The 19,148-nt window shown below is 57.1% G+C and carries 17 protein-coding genes and 1 tRNA gene; 11 read left to right on the top strand and 7 right to left on the bottom strand.

From position 1 onward, the window contains the following. Window positions 1–160 precede the first annotated feature (160 nt). Window positions 161–928, top strand: coding sequence for a nuclease-related domain-containing protein (locus ACZ5DH_RS13580; protein WP_464254778.1), 768 nt, complete (start codon window positions 161–163; stop codon window positions 926–928). After that, window positions 925–2,307 (top strand): hypothetical protein, encoded by a 1,383-nt coding sequence (locus ACZ5DH_RS13575; protein ID WP_464254777.1) that lies wholly within the window; start codon window positions 925–927, stop codon window positions 2,305–2,307. Before ACZ5DH_RS13580 ends, ACZ5DH_RS13575 begins: the two co-directional genes overlap by 4 nt. Before the next feature lie 298 nt (window positions 2,308–2,605). On the opposite strand, the gene ACZ5DH_RS13570 is transcribed toward ACZ5DH_RS13575, so the two are convergent. Beyond that, a tRNA-Ala gene (locus tag ACZ5DH_RS13570) sits at window positions 2,606–2,681 on the bottom strand. A gap of 562 nt (window positions 2,682–3,243) precedes the next feature. Further along, the gene (locus tag ACZ5DH_RS13565; RefSeq protein WP_464254776.1) at window positions 3,244–4,437 is read right to left on the bottom strand and encodes a pyridoxal phosphate-dependent aminotransferase; all 1,194 of its coding nucleotides are present in this window, start codon (window positions 4,435–4,437) and stop codon (window positions 3,244–3,246) included. 316 nt (window positions 4,438–4,753) lie between these two features. Between ACZ5DH_RS13565 and sfsA the strand changes: the two genes are divergently transcribed. After that, on the top strand, window positions 4,754–5,605 hold the full coding sequence (sfsA, locus tag ACZ5DH_RS13560; protein WP_464256562.1) for a DNA/RNA nuclease SfsA: 852 nt from the start codon (window positions 4,754–4,756) through the stop codon (window positions 5,603–5,605). A gap of 454 nt (window positions 5,606–6,059) precedes the next feature. On the opposite strand, the gene proB is transcribed toward sfsA, so the two are convergent. From proB to rplU, 4 genes are all read right to left on the bottom strand, one after another. Continuing rightward, complete coding sequence (proB, locus tag ACZ5DH_RS13555) at window positions 6,060–7,415, bottom strand: glutamate 5-kinase (protein ID WP_464254775.1); 1,356 nt, start codon at window positions 7,413–7,415, stop codon at window positions 6,060–6,062. Window positions 7,416–7,432: 17 nt separating this feature from the next. After that, complete coding sequence (gene obgE, locus ACZ5DH_RS13550) at window positions 7,433–8,536, bottom strand: GTPase ObgE (RefSeq protein WP_464254774.1); 1,104 nt, start codon at window positions 8,534–8,536, stop codon at window positions 7,433–7,435. 768 nt (window positions 8,537–9,304) lie between these two features. Further along, on the bottom strand, window positions 9,305–9,574 hold the full coding sequence (gene rpmA / locus ACZ5DH_RS13545; protein ID WP_179980209.1) for a 50S ribosomal protein L27: 270 nt from the start codon (window positions 9,572–9,574) through the stop codon (window positions 9,305–9,307). Between the two features lie 139 nt (window positions 9,575–9,713). Then, window positions 9,714–10,022: a 50S ribosomal protein L21 gene (rplU, locus tag ACZ5DH_RS13540; RefSeq protein ID WP_015939251.1), complete on the bottom strand. Its 309-nt coding sequence runs from the start codon at window positions 10,020–10,022 to the stop codon at window positions 9,714–9,716. A 264-nt stretch (window positions 10,023–10,286) separates the two neighbouring features. Between rplU and ACZ5DH_RS13535 the strand changes: the two genes are divergently transcribed. The 8 genes from ACZ5DH_RS13535 to ACZ5DH_RS13500 all read left to right on the top strand — a co-directional run bounded on the left by ACZ5DH_RS13535 (window position 10,287) and on the right by ACZ5DH_RS13500 (window position 17,186). Further along, complete coding sequence (locus ACZ5DH_RS13535; protein ID WP_464254773.1) at window positions 10,287–11,963, top strand: class I SAM-dependent RNA methyltransferase; 1,677 nt, start codon at window positions 10,287–10,289, stop codon at window positions 11,961–11,963. A 162-nt stretch (window positions 11,964–12,125) separates the two neighbouring features. Beyond that, on the top strand, window positions 12,126–12,479 hold the full coding sequence (locus ACZ5DH_RS13530) for an AtpZ/AtpI family protein (RefSeq protein ID WP_464254772.1): 354 nt from the start codon (window positions 12,126–12,128) through the stop codon (window positions 12,477–12,479). Then, the gene (locus tag ACZ5DH_RS13525) at window positions 12,463–12,885 is read left to right on the top strand and encodes a hypothetical protein (RefSeq protein WP_464254771.1); all 423 of its coding nucleotides are present in this window, start codon (window positions 12,463–12,465) and stop codon (window positions 12,883–12,885) included. The genes ACZ5DH_RS13530 and ACZ5DH_RS13525 overlap by 17 nt, the downstream gene beginning before the upstream one ends. A gap of 107 nt (window positions 12,886–12,992) precedes the next feature. Then, the gene (atpB, locus tag ACZ5DH_RS13520) at window positions 12,993–13,697 is read left to right on the top strand and encodes a F0F1 ATP synthase subunit A (RefSeq protein ID WP_320351710.1); all 705 of its coding nucleotides are present in this window, start codon (window positions 12,993–12,995) and stop codon (window positions 13,695–13,697) included. A 132-nt stretch (window positions 13,698–13,829) separates the two neighbouring features. Continuing rightward, a complete protein-coding gene (gene atpE / locus ACZ5DH_RS13515; RefSeq protein WP_179980215.1) occupies window positions 13,830–14,153 on the top strand; it encodes an ATP synthase F0 subunit C in 324 nt (107 codons plus the stop codon). Window positions 14,154–15,115: 962 nt separating this feature from the next. Continuing rightward, window positions 15,116–15,757, top strand: coding sequence for a redox-sensing transcriptional repressor Rex (locus tag ACZ5DH_RS13510; RefSeq protein WP_179980216.1), 642 nt, complete (start codon window positions 15,116–15,118; stop codon window positions 15,755–15,757). A gap of 10 nt (window positions 15,758–15,767) precedes the next feature. Further along, complete coding sequence (locus ACZ5DH_RS13505) at window positions 15,768–16,565, top strand: adenosylcobinamide-GDP ribazoletransferase (protein WP_464254770.1); 798 nt, start codon at window positions 15,768–15,770, stop codon at window positions 16,563–16,565. A gap of 42 nt (window positions 16,566–16,607) precedes the next feature. After that, entirely contained in the window at window positions 16,608–17,186 is a 579-nt protein-coding gene (locus tag ACZ5DH_RS13500; RefSeq protein ID WP_464254769.1) for a nitroreductase family protein, read from the top strand. 519 nt (window positions 17,187–17,705) lie between these two features. Here ACZ5DH_RS13500 and ACZ5DH_RS13495 read toward each other — a convergent pair. Beyond that, window positions 17,706–19,091, bottom strand: coding sequence for a diguanylate cyclase domain-containing protein (locus tag ACZ5DH_RS13495; protein WP_464254768.1), 1,386 nt, complete (start codon window positions 19,089–19,091; stop codon window positions 17,706–17,708). Between the last annotated feature and the right edge of the window lie 57 nt (window positions 19,092–19,148).

Genomic DNA, 19,148 nt, shown 5'->3' with positions numbered 1-19,148 from the left:
TTGGGCTTGCCCCTAACTGAGGATTCAAAGGCAAGCCCCGTTGGGCTCAGCGGCTACCACGAGGCCGAATTTTATATGTAACTTCTAGGTTGCACGGTGAATGTGTACTAGATATATCTTTTTAAGCAATATTATCTGAAGCCGCAGAGAGAAGCCTCACATGAGAGTAAAATTTATAACAATCCCTTTAGTTGTAAGTTTTTTTTCCATTTTTTTATGTGGAGCTTTCTTTGAGGCACAATGCTTTACAACCACTGTAACTAAGCTTTCGCTTAGCGTGATAAAAAAACTGGCAGAATTAGGCAAAACTAACGGCTCTAAAACTGTTGAGATCGAATTAGCAAAGCATGCTGGGGAGCTAGGCGCACCGGCAAGGGTTGTTTTTTTTGAATCCACATATGCCAAAATTTTAGTTGAACAAAAGAGGATAACCCCGGAGCAGTCGGAGGAAATTTTAAAAAACTTGTCTGGAGTTCCGGGTTTTAAAAACGCGCTGAGTAAAATGTGCGGCATGAGCGAGGCAAAGGCCGTCGGGCACGGCTTTGAAGTAATGACCGCTAACGCTTTGAAAAAAAAAGGCTACCAAGTACTAGCGGTTGGTGAAAGATTTGATGACGGAATAAAGTCTGCAGCAACAGATATTGATTTGATTGTGTCCAAGGGCCAGAAAATATTCGCTTTCGAGTTAAAAAATTATCATCCCTCAAGTATAGATTACAATGCATTGATTAATTTCAGAGGCGATATGCAAAGCCTTAATGCCTATGCAAAAGCAAACACAAATGTAAGGAGTTTTTTTGCAATATCATCAAGGCCTAGGGATCCTACCGTTGAAAAGCTCTTAGAAGCAACTGCAAAATCGCAAAACGTTAAGGTTATTTATGGCGACAGTGAAACAATACCAACTCTGCTTGAGGTCTTAAAGTGAAACTTTTTTGCAAATCACTTTTTTTATTGGGTATTGCTGTATTAATATTAACTTCTACAATTTCATGCTACGCTGGTGACTTAACAACATTCGAGTCTTTTTATAAGGGGTCTAGCTCAATAGACTGGGCGATTGGGTGCGCGCTAGCAATAGCTTGCGGCGCTGCAGTCTATTTTTCGGGTGGCCTTGCAAGCCCATTAATTGCAGGACCAATCACATGGATCGGTGGGCTTATTGGGGGAATAATGGGGCTTTCTGGTGCTGCTGCAACCAGCGCAGGGCTTGCCCTGCTTGGAGGAGGTGCAGTTACGGCTGGGGGGCTAGGGATGGCTGGGGGAACGGCTCTGCTCACAGCAGCCTATACCTTTGGCACTGGAGCCTTTGTCGATTATGGGATCGGCAAGGTGATGGCAGAATACTCATACCACGAGCTCCAAGAACAAACCAAAGAACTGCCAAACTTACCACCTTTTGTTAATTCTGAAGGGCCAGCAGTTGTTGGTAATGCAGTAAAAATCTTCAAAAATAAATACAACTATGAGGCTCAGCCAGGATCTGAGTTCAATCAAATCGTTTGTCGAGATGTAAGTGCCGAATTAGAACAATACCAACGCCCAGAAAAGCACTTTTACACTTTCAACTATGATCAAAAAATTGATGAAGAGTTAGCAAGGCTGTATTCAGCACAGGCAATAGTCGGGTTTATGCTTAGTGACTTCAAACTAGCATATGATGCAGCTAATAACGCGCTCAAAACAAATTATGAGGGATCGTTCACCGTTGCAAAAAATATAGCATCAAGTGCAGGATATATAATAGGTGAAATTGATAAGAAAATTTCTGTTCAGTATTTTACTGATTCCATAACCGCAGAGCCCGATAATAAGCTCATACCATTACTGTATTCCATGTATATTTCTCGCGTTGGATCAGCCAATCTCCTAGACGCTGACTTGCTGGAAAGTATATCTCTTCCCATACAGACAATTGAAAATGTTAAAATGAACGAGGCTGTCAGGCAAATTCTTTTTACAAGCTACATCTCACATATAAAAATATGCCAAAGTAACATCATCACTCTGAATCATTACAGGGATGATAATGATTTTGATCTTAAAGAGCTTCAATTAAAATCAAATGAATACTTTGTGCAATACAAAAAAATGATTTCAAACTTAAAAATTTTCCTTGCGTATAGTTTTAAATCCAAAAATTCAGATTCGTTAACAAAAACCCTCATCGACAATCTCACTGTCGCAAATGAGTACGCAAATGATATTGACCGACTGGAGAAATTAAACCAAGAGACAATGAATACAAAAAGAGGCGGAGATGTAAATGAAAAAACAAAACAAGATCAAGATTATTTTACCACATAGTAACATTTATTTTTAGACATGAGCACTATTATGCAAGTCTGAAAGAGGAATTACAATTGTTCAGCCTGGGTATATAATCATTGAAATTTATTTTTGACACGTTCTACATAAAATATAAATAAAATGTTTTCTCCAAAAAATCTATGATGCCCATATAAAAGAGAAATTACGAAGTCATCGAAGCTTCCAGATGTACTCCCAGGATAAAAAATGGCTACCATTAATAATTGAACATCCACGGCCTTACCACGCAAAACCCCCGATCATCACTTGGATGATCGGGGGTTTTTAAGAAATCTGGTGGAGCTGGACAGAATTGAACTGACGGCCTCTTGAATGCCATTCAAGCGCTCTCCCAACTGAGCTACAGCCCCACGGCGAAATGCACAATGACTAAAACTGGCCGCTTTGTCAACAATTTCTTGAAAAAAAATTGTAGGTTCCGAAACTCCGCTTGTCCCAAGCTTTTGCGGCGCAGCTTTTTTCAGCCTGAGTAGCCCCAAAGCGGGCACGCCTCACCCAACCATAAAACCCCGTCCTTTTCGACCGCGAGGCACGCTGGCGTACCACCGGGATGAAAGAAGGGCCGTCCATAAAATCAATGGGGCATCTTACCTTGCGCTTGCCCTGAGGCTCCTCTGTCGCCTGTGTGAACAGGACTCTCCGCGCGGGAGACATGCGAGCCGCTTTGGCACGCTGGTACGCGCCGTAACGAGACTTCCGGCGCTTTGAGAGGTTTAGCCCTCAAGGTCGCCTACAGCTGCTCCGCAAGGAGCCTGTCCAGCGGCTGCATCGCGGCAACCTGAAGGCGCCTTAATAAACGTGCTGGCTCTCCTCTCCCACAGGATTATTCCCCCGCCCTCAAAACGATCCCCCTGGACTTGCCCAGGCAGCCAAATCGATAAGAGGGGGAAACAACCTGTCAAAACTTACTATTTAGCGCGTAGCGCCCTGAGCCAGGCGCGCCATTTCCGCCCCCGTCACTTCAAGGGCCCTGGCCAGCACATCGTCAGCCACAGCGTAAGAGAAACGGATGCAGTTATCATCGCCAAAGGCCGCGCCGGGCACCAGGGCCACATGGACCTTGTCCAGCAACCAGGTGCACATCTCGGTAGAATTGTTCACCGCGCCGCCATAGCACTTGCGCACGTCCACAAAGAGGTAAAACGCGCCGTCGGGCTTGGGGCACACGGCCCAGGGCCAGGTTTCAATCGCCTTCATGGCCAGGTCGCGCCGCCGCATGAAGGCTTCGCGCATGTGGTCAATACATTCCGAGGGGCCGGTCAGGGCCGCAAGCGCCGCTTTTTGCGCAATGGAACAGATGCTCGACGTGCTGTGCCCCTGCATGGCGGATATTTTCTTGATCAGAAGCGGGTGCGCGGCCAGAAAGCCCAAGCGCCAACCTGTCATGGCATAGCTTTTGGACATGCCATTCAACACGGCCACCTGCTCGGGATAACGCGCAAACCAGCCGATGGCGCTGGTCATCTTTGCGGGAGCGAACACGAGCTGGTCGTAAATTTCGTCAGACAGCACAAAAATACCGCGCTGTATGGCCCAATCCATAATGGCGGAGAACTCGGCCTCGGTATACACCGCGCCTGTGGGATTGCTCGGCGAATTGAGGATAAGCAGGCGTGTCTTGTCCGTCACGGCGGCGTCCAGCATGTCCGGCGTCACCTTGAAGTTCTGCTCCGGGCCGGCATGCACGGCCACGGGCACGCCGGCCGCCAGCATGACCATGTCCGGATAGCTGAGCCAGTACGGCGCGGGAATAAGCACCTCATCGCCGGGATTGATGGTAGCCTGTAAAAAGTTGTACAGACAATGCTTGCCGCCAGCCCCAATGACAATGGATTCCTGCGCCACGGGCACGCCGTAGGCACGGCCAAAATACGCGCCTGCGGCCTTACGCAGTTCCGGAATGCCGGGCACGGCGGTATAGCGGCAGAAGTTTTCGTCAATGGCGGCCTTGGCAGCCTCACAGACGTGCGCCGGAGTGGGAAAATCGGGTTCGCCCACAGCAAGGCTGGTGACGGCTACGCCCTGCGCCTTGAGTTCAAGGGCGCGGCTGTTGACACTGAGAGTCAGAGAGGGTTTGATGCTGCTCAGACGTTCTGAAATCTGCATGGAAAGCTCCTTCAGGAAGGGGGACGCAATGCGGCGTTTTCGGCAAAATTACAGCTTTTAATTTTATCAGCTTCATCAAAGGGTGTAAATGCGTACAAAACAGCAGCCCGTGTCAACGCCGCAGCCTGAGGGCTGTCAGCAGACCAGCGCGACTCACGCGAACACGACGGCGCAGGCGCGCCTCAACCCCGCTTCGAGCGTAGTCGGGCACGCGGATCAGCATCCTGCGGCCCTGCCGGATACAGCCCCCGTTGCCTCGAACGCCAGGGAGACTTCGCCGGACGCCGCAACGCCCTTGCCGCATTCAAGTCCGACCATGCCGGATTGTGCCGCGCCCTCGCCTGCCGCCGCCACAACGCCACTGACATACCGCGCCAAACGCACGCCGGATACACAGGCAAAAGGACCGCTGCTGCCGCTGCCGCAGGACTGCATTGTGGGCAGTTTTGTGCAGCGGCGCAAACGCTTCAGCGTCGAGCTTGCCCTGCACGGCGAACCCGTGTGGGTACACAGCAACAATTCCGGCAGCATGCTGGGCCTCACCCTGCCAGGCAGCCCGGTTCTGGCGTCCCCGGCAGCCAATCCCAACCGCAAGCTCAAATACACGCAGGAATGCGTGTGGCTGGCCCAGACCGCCACGCCAGCAAATCCGGCCATACAGCCCCTCCCCCGCCAGTCAGCAAGCGGGTTTTGGGTGGGCGTCAACACCAGCGTGCCCAACCGCATGCTTGAAGCGGCATTTCACGCGGGGCGGCTCCACTTTGCCAAGGGCTATACCAGCCTTGTCCGCGAGGCCAAACGCGGCCAAAGCCGCCTGGATGGCCTCATGACCGGCCCGGGATTGCCGCCCCTGTGGGTGGAGTGCAAGAATGTCACAATGGTCGAGGACGACGCCGCCTGTTTTCCCGACGCCGCCAGCGAACGCGGGCAAAAACATTTGCGTGAACTTATGGATATTGCGGCGCAGGGCGAGCGCGCGGCCATGTTCTACCTGGTGCAGCGCCCGGATGGCCACTGCTTCGCCCCTGCGGATTTCATTGATCCGGACTACGCGCGCCTGTTTTACGAAGCCCTGGCCTGCGGGGTTGAGGTCTATCCCTACCGCGCCCTTGTGGGCGTGGACGGCATTGATCTTGGCGGCCTCATCCCCTTGCGGCCCGCCGTGTAGCATCGCAGCCCGCAGCAGAGTCGCCCGCAACAAAGCCCACCTCACGGCAGTCGCACGGCACGTCCCCTCCGGTCAAAGCATGCCCCCGGCGCACGCTGCCTGAACCGCCCCTTAACCCGGCTTTAAAGCCCGTCACGCGGGCCTGACAAAACACTGCGGTCGGGATTTACAAAATCCCGGCCACAAAAGTTGTTGCGCCCCACAGGCGCTGAATCCCTGCCCGCAATATAACGCAGATACATTTTGCGATGATGTGCTGCCTGAAAGGCGCTGTTTTCTGCCCCCCGTTACGTCAGAAAACACATTGTACTACCCCAAAATACAATAAAAGTTTTAGGGGGTGGGGGCGTGGGGGAGGAGACCCTTTTGCAAAAGGGTCCCTCCCCCACAAAGCAGTTCAACCAGGTATTTGCAATGGCAAATGGACTCAATGCGCACGTCCCTGCGCCACAAATCAGACCGCCGCGTCCAGCAGCAGATTGTCCCTGTGGATGACTTCGGGGTAATGGGCGTCGCCGAGTATGGCGGCCACCTCATGGCGCTTGAGGCCCATGATTTTTTTGAGATCAGGGGCGCTGTAGTTGGAAAGGCCCACGCCAATGCTTTCGCCGTTGTGCAATACGCGCACAAGGCCGCCGCACTGAAAGCCGCCCTCCACGGCGCGCACGCCGCCGGGCAGCAGACTGCCGCCCTTGTGCAGCAACGCGCGGGCCGCACCGTCATCCACATGCACGCTGCCCGCCGGATCGGACTGATAGGCCAGCCAGAATTTGCGCCGCGCGATGGCGTGGTGCGCGGGCCGCACCCAGGTGCCACGCTCAAAGGGATCATGGCCGGCAGGCGCGGAGCATGCCCCGGCTGCGGCAAAAGCCCGGCCGATGACCCACGGCTCCCGCCCCGGCAAAATCAGGGTGGGCACGCCCAACTGGGCAGCGCGCCGCGCAGCCAGCAGCTTCGAATACATGCCCCCCGTGCCGACGGAGGTCTTGCCGCCGCACAGCTGGCCCAGATCCAGAGCCGCCACATCGTCAATATACTCCATAACCGGCGCGTCCGGGTACTTTTGCGGATCCGCCGCCAGCACTCCCGACGAGGAGGTGAGATTTATGAAAAGGTCGGCCTCCACCAGATTGACCAGCAAACTGGCAAGGCAGTCGTTGTCGCCGAACTTCAGTTCGCTGATGGATACCGTGTCGTTTTCGTTGACAATGGGCAGTACGCCCCACTGCAAAAGCTCGGCAAAGGTGTTGCGGGCGTTCAAAAACCGCTGCCGGGCGCGCAAATCGTCCCGCGTCAGCAGCACCTGGGCCGTTGGCATGCCGTGCGCCAGAAAGACCTTGTCCCACGACTGCATGAGCTGGCCCTGCCCCACGGCTGCGGCAGCCTGACGCGCCGCCAGACCTGTGGGTTCCACGGCGCGGCCCCGGCTTGCCAGCGCCGCGCGGCCAGCGGCCACAGCGCCTGACGAAACCAGCACAAGCCGACGCGCGCCCTGAGCAGGGGAAGGGGCGCCCGTAGCATTGGCCGTTGGCTCTGGCTGCCCCGAAGACGCCGCATCCTCACCTGCGAGCGGCAAATCGCGCAGAAAAGCAAGCTGGGCGGCAAGGCCCTCGAGAACCTCGCTGTTGAGCCCACTGGCATCAGCCAGTACGGCACTGCCGACCTTGACGACAACCACACGGGCCTGGGCCAGAACGCGGGCACGCTCCTGCTGCCAGCTTTCAGACCGTTCTCCCTCAGATCGCCCGCCCCCGGACTGCGTGCGCAGCCCTGCTTCAGAATCCGCGCCCTGACCGCGCTGCCTGCTCATATGCGCTCCGTACCCTGCTATTCTTTGGTATAGATGACTTCGATTTCAGGAAATTCCTCTTCTTCAGACCTATTCACGGCTTCAAGCCGGATCAGGGGCTCATTGCGCGCGGTGGAGGCGCACACCTGCCACAATTCTTCAACCAGAGGCTCAATGCCGATGTCGTCGCGGGCCGATATGAAGAACACCTTACGCCCGTCGGCCTTTGCCCGCTCCTTGAGAGCTTCAAGGCGCTCCGGGCTCACAAGGTCGATCTTGTTGACGACTTCGATCTGTTTGCGCTCGCCAAGCTCGGCGTCAAAACTGCGCAGTTCTTCGTTAACCAGCGTAAATCCGGCCCAGGGGTCTTCATCGCCCACATCCTCGATGCTGAGAATGTGCACCAGAAAGCGCGTGCGCTCCACATGCTTGAGAAAACGCAGGCCCAGTCCCTGACCTTCGTGCGCGCCCTCGATCAGACCGGGAATATCGGCCACAACCATACGCCTGTCCGGGTCCACTTCGTCAATCATGACGCCCAGGTTGGGGGTCAGGGTAGTGAAGGGATAGGCCGCGATCTTGGGCCGGGCCGCGGAAACCCGCGTGATGAATGTGGATTTCCCCGCATTGGGCAGGCCGATAAGGCCCGCGTCCGCAAGGATTTTCAGTTCCAGCCGCAGGTTCAGTTCCTCGCCGGGCTCGCCGGGCTGCGAGAAGCGCGGCGCACGCATTGTGGCGGACTTGAAATGCTCGTTGCCTTTGCCGCCACGCCCGCCCTGCGCCACCAGCACCTCGGCGTCCGGGTCGCTCAGGTCGGCCAGCAGGACTTCCTCACCCTCGGGGCCCTCGCCGTAGACGAGCGTTCCCACAGGCAGGTTCAGCACCAGGTTTTCACCCTTGCGGCCATCGCACTGGCTGCCTTCGCCGGGGCGGCCGTTCTGCGCCTCATACAGGCGCTTGAGCCGAAAGTCGTACAAAGAAAGCAGCCGGCTGTCGGCCTTGAGATATACCGAACCACCATCGCCGCCGTTGCCGCCGTCCGGGCCGCCGCGCGGCACGAATTTTTCGCGCCTGAACGACAGGCACCCATGCCCGCCCTTGCCGGCACGTACCTGAATCCTGGCTTCATCAACGAATCGCATGCTCTATCCTCTGGCCCAATGACGCTCAGGCCCAACGTTATATATGTGCGTGTAAAACGCCTGCCTGACGGCAAGGTCATTGTTCTGTGTGATCCGGCGACGCTGCACGTGTCGCAGTACGGGGCCGCGTCGAACGCGGTACCGCGGCCCGCGCCTGTGCCCGTGCGATCCCGCCAGCGGTTCCGACAGACCCCGCAAGCGCGGGGATGCGGTTCGGCCTTGGCCGCAACGGGCAACCGAAGTGCGGATCGCGCGAGCGATGGGGCGCGTCCGGGCCCGCATGACGGGCGACCGCCCGCACGGCCTTGAGCAATGAACAGTAACACCGCCCAGAAAAGACGGTTTTACAATTTTTCATTTTCAAAGGCAGCTTCAGCCCAAAGGCAATGGCACTGCAAGGGCAAAGGTTGTCCCCTTACCGCGCGCCACTGCTTCGCGCCGGGCTGATAGACCGCCAGGCCTGTACAGTGGGCACCCGCTCACGAACCGCCAGAGCGCGTCAAAAGCTCTTGCTCTGGAATTCGGATCATGCTGAATGCGCATGCCGGCTCACCGCAGCGTGCAAACCCTCTGGCCAGCGAGCCTGCGCAGCGATCCCGCGACGCCAGAGCACGCACGACCACAGGGCAGGGAAGCGCCGCGAGGCAAGCAGCCCTGAGGCACTATACCCGCAAACTACGCGTCAGCCAAAATATTCATTAGTACAAACACCGAAAGGGAAGAAGCCTTGCGGCCCCTTCCCTTGTCGGCAAATTCCACGCGGCCGCGTTAGCTGGCGGCCGCCTCCACATGCACACGCGTAAGCACGCGGCGTTTGCGGATATACTTTTCAAAGCGCACCACGCCGTCAATCTTGGCGAACAGGGTAAAGTCCCTGCCCATGCCCACGTTGACGCCGGGAAACACGGTGGTGCCCAACTGGCGCACCAGAATATTGCCGGCAAGAACGCTTTGACCGCCGAAGCGCTTGACGCCGCGTCGTTGTCCTGCACTGTCGCGGCCGTTACGCGAAGAGCCGCCTGCTTTTTTATGAGCCATAGTAGCCTCCCTGGTGCGCTGAACCACGGTTCAGCCGGGCGAATAAATTTTTGCTCGCCGTAACAACAAAAGCCTTGCGGCTGTCATTGCCGGACATCGGGACGTTCGCCCTCACGCCCGCCGGAACCCAGAAAAGGTTCTAGCCGTTGATGCTCTTGACGCGAATGGTGGTGAAGTCCTGACGATGACCGCGCATCTTGCGCGAGTCATTGCGGCGCCAGCGCTTGAACACCTTGATCTTGGGGCCACGCCCGTGATCCACCACTTCCGCCGTGACAGCGGCACCGGCAAGATAGGGAGCGCCAACCTTACATTCAGCGCCACCGACCATCAGCACCTTGTCCAGGGAAATTTCGCTTCCGGCCTGAGCCGCGAGCTTTTCCACAACGATTTTGGAACCTTCTTCAACGCGGTACTGTTTTCCGCCGGTTTCTATAATCGCGTACATGATATCAACCTCCAAAAAGAGAAAGGCATATTTGCCCCATTGCACGGCAAATGTCAAGCGCCTTCCGCAATTTTTCGGCAAGGACGCGCCGCCTCCGCCAAAAGGCGGGGCATGCAGCCGCACGGCGCTTGTACATCAAGCCGCCGCCAGGCACAAGCAGAAATCACAACACACGTCACACACGCCAACTTCGGGTTCGCACAAGCCATTTTTCAAGATAGTTTTTCTTGGCATGCGGCCTTCCCGCTGTTATATTTCTTTGCGATGAACGAAAATATTCTTACCCTTCAGATTGAAAACCTGACCCACGATGGCCGCGGGCTTGCCCGCGCCCACTGCCAGCACGGCCAGACGGCCAATGAGCAAAAAGCTCACGCAGGGCGCACCCGCAACCAGGGCACCGTGATCTTCGTAACAGGCGGTCTGCCCGGCCAGACGGTGCGCGCCCGAGTCACCAGACGTAAATCCAGCTTCATTGAAGCGGAAGCGGTCGAGGTTGTGCAACCCGCGCGCCATGCCGAGCCCGCCATCTGCCCGCATAACGGACAGTGCGGCGGGTGCCCGCTGCAAACCATGCCCTATGACACCCAGCTCCACTGGAAACGCCGCATTGCCCTTGACGCCATGATACGCATTGGCGGCATGGACGCGGATCAGATGGAAAGCCTGCTAACCGAAGTTCTGCCCTCACCCGCCATGCGGCGCTACCGCAACAAGGTGGAACTGGCCTTTGCCGGCGGCGGCGATGAGCCGCTGACCATCGGCATGCGCCGGCGCAACGGGCGCGGGGTCATTTCTGTGCCGCACTGCGCCCTCATGTCGGTCGAGGCGCGCGGCATGGTGGACATGATGGCCGACCTTGCCGCAAAAACAGACCTGCCCGCGCACACGCCCAAGGACGAGGCCCGGTACCGCCTGGACGGCCAGGGCACGGACGAAACGAGCGGCAACCAGCACAAGCCTGACCGCCATGCCCTTGCGGAATGCCGCGAGCGAGCGGCCGCCAAACCCCGGCGGACGCGCTTTGGCTGGCGCTCGTCCTCCATTGCGGCAATGGACGCTGCCGAAAGCCGCAAGCACCGCAACGGTTTCTGGCGTTTTCTGGTTCTGCGCAGGGCGCTGGACTCAGATTTGCGCGGTCCCCGCTGGTGGGCGCTGTGTATCACAAGCCCCGGCAGCCCTGCGCAGCAGGCCATGGTGCGCTCCATCGGCCAGAAGCTCCTGAAGGCTTTTCCTCTTCTGTCGGGCTTTGTGCACGAAGAACGCGCCAGCGAGGACGCGCTTGTGCTGGGACAGAGGCGCGTTGCCGTGCTTGGCAGCACCGGCGAGGCCGACACGACCGCCTCGCGCCTGTGGCTGCCCCTTGCCGGTGAACATTTCTGTCTTGACGCGGCATCGTTTTTTCAGGTCAACACGGCGGCGTCACAAGTCCTGGCCACCATGGCCGTGGACATGTTTGAGCGCCACGTGCATCAGGACAAGCCCTCCCTGCTCGACCTCTACTGCGGGGTCGGCGCTCCCGGGCTGCTGCTGGGCAAACGGTGTGGCCGCCTGCTCGGACTGGAGCAGGACGCCAGGGCAGTGGCTCTGGCGCGTGCCAACGCCAAACGGATGGGCCTTGACCATTGCGTCTATGAAACGGGCGATGCCGGCCTTCATCTGGACAAGCTCGCTCCCCTGCAGGAAAACTACTGGAACCAGACAGAACACTGGGACGCGGTGCTGGTGGACCCGCCACGCGCAGGCCTGGCGCCCCGTGCGCTCAACGCGCTTTTGCGGCTCAACGCGCACACCATCCTCTATATATCATGCAACCCGGCGACGCTGGCCCGAGATGCGGCCCGCCTGCGCGGCGCCTACAGACTGGCTGAAATGCGCGCTGTGGACCTTTTTCCCCACACGCCGCATATCGAGTGCCTGACCCTGTGGCAAAGCCTGTAAATGCGCATGACCCGCATCTTTCCGCGCGGAAGCCATTGACGCGACCCGAAGGCTGTGATAATTTACACAGCGTTGGGGCTCTTGACACTGCCACCCTTAGCGCGCGAATAGTATGCGGATATTGCGCTCTGACATACAAGACGCAGGCAGCGCGGAGGTAGCATGTCATTCAAGGACTTTCTGAAACAGCAGCAAAGCGGCCTTGAAGCCATGGCGAATACCGGGGTTATCGGCCTGCATCTGGTCAGCGGCCCGGCGGTTGGCTTTGCCATAGGCTACGGCATTGACTACTGGCTGCACACGAGCCCCTGGGGCAAACTGATTTTTCTGTTTATTGGCATTGCCGCCGGTTTTCTCAATGTTTACCGCGACACCAAGGCATTGCTGAGAAAGATTGCAAGGCAGGACGCAGAGCGCAAAGGCCTGGCACAGCCGCCTGATGGCGCAAGCACCCCTCCGGGGCAGGGCAAGACGGAGAACCGTGGCCAACAGGAAGAGCATGATACACAGCCTTGACGCATGGCTCTGGCGGCGCGGCATTGACCACCCCGCCGTGCGTGTGATGGTGCGCAACGAACTTCTGCTCACCGCCATTGTTCTTCTTGCCGGGGCACTGCTGTTCACGGTAACGCCCTGGGTGCTCTGGTTCGGCGTGGGGCTGGCCATTATGGCCTGGACATTTTGGGGTCTGGCGCGCTTTTTTCTGCGCCGGGGGCTGGGCGACTACAGCACGGCTTTTTTACGCATCGTTCTGGTGCGCTGGCTTGGCAGGCTTATCGTGGTGGGGGGCATTCTTTATATATCCCTCATCGAGTGCCGGGCGCCGGTTTTTGCCCTTGTAGGGGGCATGCTGGCAGGCGGATTTTTTGCCCTTGCGAGCTTTGCTCTGGCAGCGCGCGCCATCAGGCGCAGCGCGCAATAGGGCGGATACGCCGCCAGATGGGCGGCACGAAATTTCTGGGGAACGGCCTTAGGGCTTTACATCAACGCAGCGCCGCAAAGGCGCGCATCGACCAGGAGGCAGGGCTCATGGCAGGTGGTTTGCCGCATCCGGTATTGCTCTCCACATTTATGGGCATGGACGAAATCGCCATCGGTGGACAGATGGTGGAGTTCAAGCATGTGTTCTACTCCTGGGTCTGTATGGCCCTCCTGTTTACGGTGGCCTTGATCATGCGTAGACGCCTGACCCTCGTGCCGGGCGGCTTGCAGAACTTTTTCGAGGCACTGGTAGACACTGTTGAAAACTTCATCATCGCTACCATGGGTGAACACGGGCGAAAGTTCGTGCCGCTGCTGGCGGGCATTTTCATCTACATCTTCGGCATGAACCTCATGGGTCTGGTGCCCGGTTTCGACGCACCCACGGCCAACCTCAACACCACGGTCTGCATGGCGCTTTTTGTGCTCGTGTTCTACAACGCCGTGGGTCTCATCCGCTGGAAAACGCACTACATCCACCACTTCACCGGGCCTTCCAAGTTCCTTATTCCGCTTATGTTCCCGCTGGAAGTGGTGTCGCACCTTTCGCGTCCGGTTTCTCTCTCCCTCCGTCTTTTCGGCAACATCCGGGGTGAAGAAATCGTTATGGTGCTGTTCTTCGTCATGGCGCCCATTTTGGGCACCCTGCCCATCTACGCGCTTTTCCTTCTGGGCAAGACCATGCAGGCCTTCGTGTTCTTCATGTTGACCATGTTCTACATCAAGGGCGCTCTGGAAGCTCCCGAACACTAGACTTGCACAGGGCGGCCTGCCGCCCTCCCCGCCGGCCATCCGCGGGCGTCCTTCGCCGGACGTGAAACAGGCGCTGCATAGTGGGGAATGGTCGTTTACGACCCAACAATACAACAGTGCAAGGAGTGTCTCATGCGTAAACTTCTGATGATCGCCCTGAACACCGTGGCTCTGCTGGGTATGGCCAGCATGGCTTTCGCCGCCAACCAGCTCGACGCCTCGGCCCTTGGCTACACCTGCCTGGCCGCCGCCCTTGGCATCGGCATCGCCGCCTTTGGTTGCGGCATCGGCATGGGCCTTGGCCTGAAGGGCGCCTGCGAAGGCGTTGCCCGCAACCCTGACGTAAGCGGCAAGATCACCGGTACCATGATTTTGGCCTTCGCCTTTATTGAATCTCTGGCCATTTACGCTCTGGTTATCAGCTTCATCCTGCTGTACGCCAACCCCTACGCGTAGGGCTGGATCAGCTTTGCAAAAAAAGGAGGCTCCGGCCTCCTTTTTTTGTCTCCTGCAACTACCTCTTGCTGGAGCGTGTAAAGACGCACCATGCCCCCCCGCCGCAAAGCACGGTGCTCCGCGTTTTGCCTCGCCCGCCGGGCGCGGCCCCATCATCAGACAGCATTGGTACGCTTGCCAGCGCCACGCGGCGCGCGGAGCGACCAGAGCAACCCTTGGCAGGACCGCGGGTCAACGCCGCTCTTCGCACGCCATGCAGCACGCGGTCCCAAGCCCCTGCTACGGAGATCGGCGTCCCGCCATGCGGACCACGCACGGGCCCCCTTGCCAGGGCAGAGAGAGGGCGCGACAACGGCTGCTTTTCCTGTGGATGGGCTGTTTTTTCACAAAGGAAAAATAAATTATATTGGCATCTCGCGGAATGCGAAAGTCGAAGGGAGCAAAAAAATCCCTTTGCCCGACATCGAAGATCGTACGGTGGGCCTGTATTTTCCAGAATTACATAGACTTTTTTTTGCAGGATACGACAGATCCCTGGGGCTTGGGGCTTAACCTTTGTCTCCTTTTATAGTAGCATTTCTTCCATAAAAATTCTTTTTGTAACATGCGCCCCGCCAAGCATCCACCAGGCCTGGCATGCGGCAAAAAAGCAAAAGATGGACATGTATAACACCCTTTAATTAATGACGAAATACATGTAATTATTCCAGTCCGCATGCTGGACATCTTTTCAGTATCTCATTCACAGATAGAGCCCGTCAATGGTTGTGTACCCAACTTAATAGCGATAGGTTGGTGCGAGGATTGCCACGGCATAGAATTGTATATATTTTATATGCTGTTGGAAGTAGCAAAGACCACCATTGGCTCAGCTTGCACATTTACTGTTTTTTGATAGACACTTTCTTTCACGAGATGACATCTTCCCGTTGACAAACTCGCGGCTTTCCAGAAGGTACACTATGGCTAACCAACCGAAAAGCAAACACATTCCTCGCGCAACCATTCAACGCCTGGCAACATACGTGCAGGTGCTTGAAAACTTTTCACGCGATAATGTGGAGGTCATTTCCTCCAACCCCCTGGCAGAGGCTTGCGGGGTCAATGGCTCACAAGTGCGTAAGGATCTGGCCTATTTTGGCGAGTTCGGCATCCGCGGCGTGGGCTATCACGTAAAGTCCCTTATTGCCGCCATCACCTCCTCGCTGGGCGTAGACCGCGAGTGGCGCATGGCTCTCATTGGCGTTGGCAATCTGGGTAAAGCCATTCTCAACCATAGTGAATTTCGCGCCCGCGGTTTCAACATCGTGGGCATATTCGATTGCGACCCCTTCAAGATTGGCGAGATCGTCCACGGTCTTGAGGTGCACTGCACCCGCGACCTCAAAGACATGGTCTCTGACCTCAATATCGAAATTGGCATCATCACCACGCCCCCCGAAAGAGCGCAAAGGGCTGCGCAACATCTCATGGATGCGGGCATAACCTCCATTCTCAACTTCGCCCCGGCCCGCATCAAGGTGCCCGAGCGCATCAACGTGGAGTACGTGGATTTTTTCCACCATCTTTACGCCCTGGCGTTCAATCACCCCATGACCCGCTAGGACGTCAGCCTTGGCGCTGCCGCGAAACCGTACCTCATGGCCAGGACGTTGCTACGACGCCCTGGCTTTTTTGACGCGCCTTGTACCGCCCCGGCCCGGCTGTTCTGGCCGCGACCTTGGCCCCTGCCTGCCTTGTTACGGCCCGGCGGGCCTGTGCCTTGGCCTTGCCGTCACACTGCCCTGCTGGTTTTTTTGGCTGTTGCTGACGCGCCGCCCCCAGGCTGATTCCCTGCTGTGCGCGGCGCTTGCCGCGTGGCTCTGGATGGCCCTTGAGGTATGGAGCACACGTGGACTGCATTGGGACGGACTCGCCGATCTCGGCGACGCAAGCGGCAGCGGGGCACAGGGTGAACGGTTCTGGGCCGTCTTGCGCGACAGCCGCCTGGGAGCGTTCGGCGCACTGCATCTTTTGCTGGCCTTTGGGGGCATGTGGCTCACTGTGTGCTGGCACATTCATGCCGGGCAGTGGCTGTGGCTCGCGCTGGCTCCCGCCTGGGGCAGGGCCTGCGTGATCTGGCTGGCGGCCCTGGCGCCGCCCCGCGAGCCGGATTCACTGGGGGGCCTGACCTGCGCGGGCGCGAGCCCCGCACTGGCAGGATGGTATGCCCTGGCAGCCTTGCTGGCGCTATGCGGGCTGGCCCTGCTGGGCCACCAGACATGGTGGCGCGTGCCCGTAACCGCTCTGGGACAGTTTTTTATTTTACGCCAGATTGCGGCACTGGCGCGCAGCAGGGGCGGCATTTCCGGCGATTTTCTGGGCGCGGGCATCCAGTGGGGGCAGTTGTGGTTTCTGGCAAGTACAGTGTAGAGTAGGGACAGTTCATTTGCCTGTGCAACCAAGGAGGAACTCATGAATTTCAAAGAGTTGGCGGAAAAGGCCAGAACCTGCCGCCGTTTTTATGAAGACCGGCCCCTGACCATGGCAGACCTGGAGTGGCTTGTGGACTGCGCCCGTCTGGCCCCTTCGGCCAAAAACGCGCAGGAACTGCGCTTCAGTCTGGTCGCGCATGGCGAAACCTGCGACAAGCTGTTTCCCCTTACCCGCTGGGCAGGGGCCCTCAAGGACTGGGGCGGCCCCCAGCCCGGCGAGCGCCCTACGGGCTTTATCGCCATCCTCATGCCGCAGGGCGGCGCTGAACTGACGTTCTATGATGTGGGCATAGCCGCCCAGACCATCCAGCTTGCTGCCGGCAGCCGCGATTGGGGCTGCTGCATCATCAAGTCCTTTGACCACCAGGCTGTACCCGCACTTTTGCAGGTCCCCGCCGACCTCAAGGTGGCGCTTGTTCTGGGTCTGGGCGTTGCCAAAGAAAAACGCGTGATCGCTCCCATGCCCGCCAGCGGCGCGTTCAGCTACTGGCGCGATGAAGAGGGCCTGCACCATGTGCCCAAGCGGGCGCTTGAAGACCTGATTGCATCCCGTTTTTAGAGCATTTTAACTTTGAAAAAATGAAAACTTTGAAATGTGAAGCGTTTCAAAGTTAATCTGCTCGAGCATATAACCTTTTTTGAAGGTGTTCCGGCTGGACGCCTTGCGCGTTATCCGGCACAGAACAAAATGCACGAGGGCTGCCCCACTACTGGCAGCCCTCGTTTTTTGTACGCCTTGCATCTGGCAGTATTATCCGTCCCTTTACGTCCGGACCCTGACACCAGCAGCCGGTGCATGCATGCCACGAAATGCCGCACTATGGCGCTTGGTTGACACAGCACACTGCAAGACACACGCCACGACGTACAAATTCAATAACATCCAGATCAGATTTTCTTTGAAATGCTTCACTTTTTAAAAGTTGTCACTCTGCCCTAAAATACGGTTTTCAGCATAATCCACACCACGTTGCGTGGCGCTTGCGCTCTCGGGCGGCGGTTGCGCATGTACTTATTTCAACGATAACTGCCCTGAAATACAGGGTGGACACATGCAGTCCTGCGCGCCGGGAGCCTCTTACCCCGGCGCACGGGGCTCATTCTCATAAAGACAAAGAACGCAGGACTGTCCTTTGCCGCCTTCCTTTGCATTGTACAAGGCCTTATCAGCGGTCATGTAAAAATCGTCATACGTATGACGACCACTCTGGCTGAAGGCCACACCCGCGCAGGCGTGAACGCGCATGCCGCCGGCAAGCGGTTCTTCAAGTTTAAGGCTGATCCTTTCATAGATTTTTGCGATCCGCTCCATGGGCAGATTGCGCGCAAATGCGGCAAACTCATCACCGCCAAGGCGAAAAACCACGTCATCCCTACGAAAAACCTGACGCAGCACACCGGCAAAAGCCCGAAGCACGGCATCTCCTGTGGAATGGCCCGCCGAGTCGTTGATATTTTTGAAATCGTCAAGATCAAAAATGAACATGGCGGCGCTGCTTTGCCTGCCCTCTTCCACCTCTGCCAGCCTGAGAGTGATCAGGCTCTCACCCGCGGCCCTGTTGTAAATACCGCAAAGGGCATCTTTTTCAGCCCGGTTAAGCAGAGCGGCGCGTTCTTTTACACGGTCATGCGCGTCCTTGAGAAAACCTATTATGCAAACTTCCCGTGACTGCGGGTCGGCATAGCCCACCACGGTCAGGCTGTGCCACGTGTAGGCCGCGTTAAGGCGAAGCCGTGCGCGCACCTCGCAGGTACAGTCCATCAGACCATTACGCACAAGGCTGACCATCTCGCCAATCTTGTCGTCCTGCCCTGGCGCGAAAATCCCCTGTTGCAACAGGGCTTCCGGCACTCTGCGCGCCGTGAACAGATTGCCGCATCTCGTCATGTTTTCTTCAAGGTTGACTATGGCCCGCGTAGCAGGATCTATCTGAAAAACCACGTCCACAGCGCTGTGCAAAAGCGCCTCAAGCCGTTGCCGGTTTTTTTCGATCTCTTTTTCCAGCAGCACGTTTTCGGTCACATCCTGAAAAAGGCAGGTACAATACCCGTACTGCGGCTGATGGCAGGTCACCATAAGGTGCCTGCCGAGAGCGGGCCAGAAATCCGTAATTTCCTGCACGCGGCCATGGCAGGAGGTTTCCCAGAACGCATACAGCCACTTTTTATCAAAATTTATACGGGGATTGGTAGTGAGCGGCGTTCCGATAAATCTTTCGCGGCTGATGCCGAAAAGAGAAAAAAGGGCCTGATTGCCGTACACAGGCACAAGATCACTGGGACGGCCCATAATATCCAGGTCAACGCGCACCACGGCAATGGCCTGCGGCAGGCCCTGCAAAAAATCGAGATGGGAGCTATCTGCGACACCCTTATCAGAGGAGACCAGGGTGATTCGTTCGTTGGTTTGGCGTCCGGCGGTCTTCACTGCGAAGTTCCGGGCGCATGCTGAAACCTGTTCCATAGCGGCCCCGCTGGGTTGGGGGGGTATTTTATGAGGTGACGTTTGCGCTTCATGCTG

The organism is Desulfovibrio simplex (genome assembly GCF_055387835.1).
Note: the sequence above shows the minus strand (reverse complement) of the source record. Positions and strands in the feature narration are given on the sequence as shown.

Excerpts from the sequence above, each read along its gene's own strand:
- ACZ5DH_RS13525 (WP_464254771.1), top strand. The coding sequence starts at position 12,463 with ATGATACACAGCCTTGACGCATGGCTCTGGCGGCGCGGCATTGACCAC.
- atpE (WP_179980215.1), top strand. The coding sequence starts at position 13,830 with ATGCGTAAACTTCTGATGATCGCCCTGAACACCGTGGCTCTGCTGGGT.
- atpB (WP_320351710.1), top strand. The coding sequence starts at position 12,993 with ATGGCAGGTGGTTTGCCGCATCCGGTATTGCTCTCCACATTTATGGGC.
- ACZ5DH_RS13535 (WP_464254773.1), top strand. The coding sequence starts at position 10,287 with ATGAACGAAAATATTCTTACCCTTCAGATTGAAAACCTGACCCACGAT.
- ACZ5DH_RS13565 (WP_464254776.1), bottom strand. The coding sequence starts at position 4,437 with ATGCAGATTTCAGAACGTCTGAGCAGCATCAAACCCTCTCTGACTCTC.
- rplU (WP_015939251.1), bottom strand. The coding sequence starts at position 10,022 with ATGTACGCGATTATAGAAACCGGCGGAAAACAGTACCGCGTTGAAGAA.
- ACZ5DH_RS13500 (WP_464254769.1), top strand. The coding sequence starts at position 16,608 with ATGAATTTCAAAGAGTTGGCGGAAAAGGCCAGAACCTGCCGCCGTTTT.
- ACZ5DH_RS13580 (WP_464254778.1), top strand. The coding sequence starts at position 161 with ATGAGAGTAAAATTTATAACAATCCCTTTAGTTGTAAGTTTTTTTTCC.
- rpmA (WP_179980209.1), bottom strand. The coding sequence starts at position 9,574 with ATGGCTCATAAAAAAGCAGGCGGCTCTTCGCGTAACGGCCGCGACAGT.
- proB (WP_464254775.1), bottom strand. The coding sequence starts at position 7,415 with ATGAGCAGGCAGCGCGGTCAGGGCGCGGATTCTGAAGCAGGGCTGCGC.
- obgE (WP_464254774.1), bottom strand. The coding sequence starts at position 8,536 with ATGCGATTCGTTGATGAAGCCAGGATTCAGGTACGTGCCGGCAAGGGC.
- ACZ5DH_RS13495 (WP_464254768.1), bottom strand. The coding sequence starts at position 19,091 with ATGGAACAGGTTTCAGCATGCGCCCGGAACTTCGCAGTGAAGACCGCC.
- sfsA (WP_464256562.1), top strand. The coding sequence starts at position 4,754 with ATGCCGGATTGTGCCGCGCCCTCGCCTGCCGCCGCCACAACGCCACTG.
- ACZ5DH_RS13510 (WP_179980216.1), top strand. The coding sequence starts at position 15,116 with ATGGCTAACCAACCGAAAAGCAAACACATTCCTCGCGCAACCATTCAA.
- ACZ5DH_RS13530 (WP_464254772.1), top strand. The coding sequence starts at position 12,126 with ATGTCATTCAAGGACTTTCTGAAACAGCAGCAAAGCGGCCTTGAAGCC.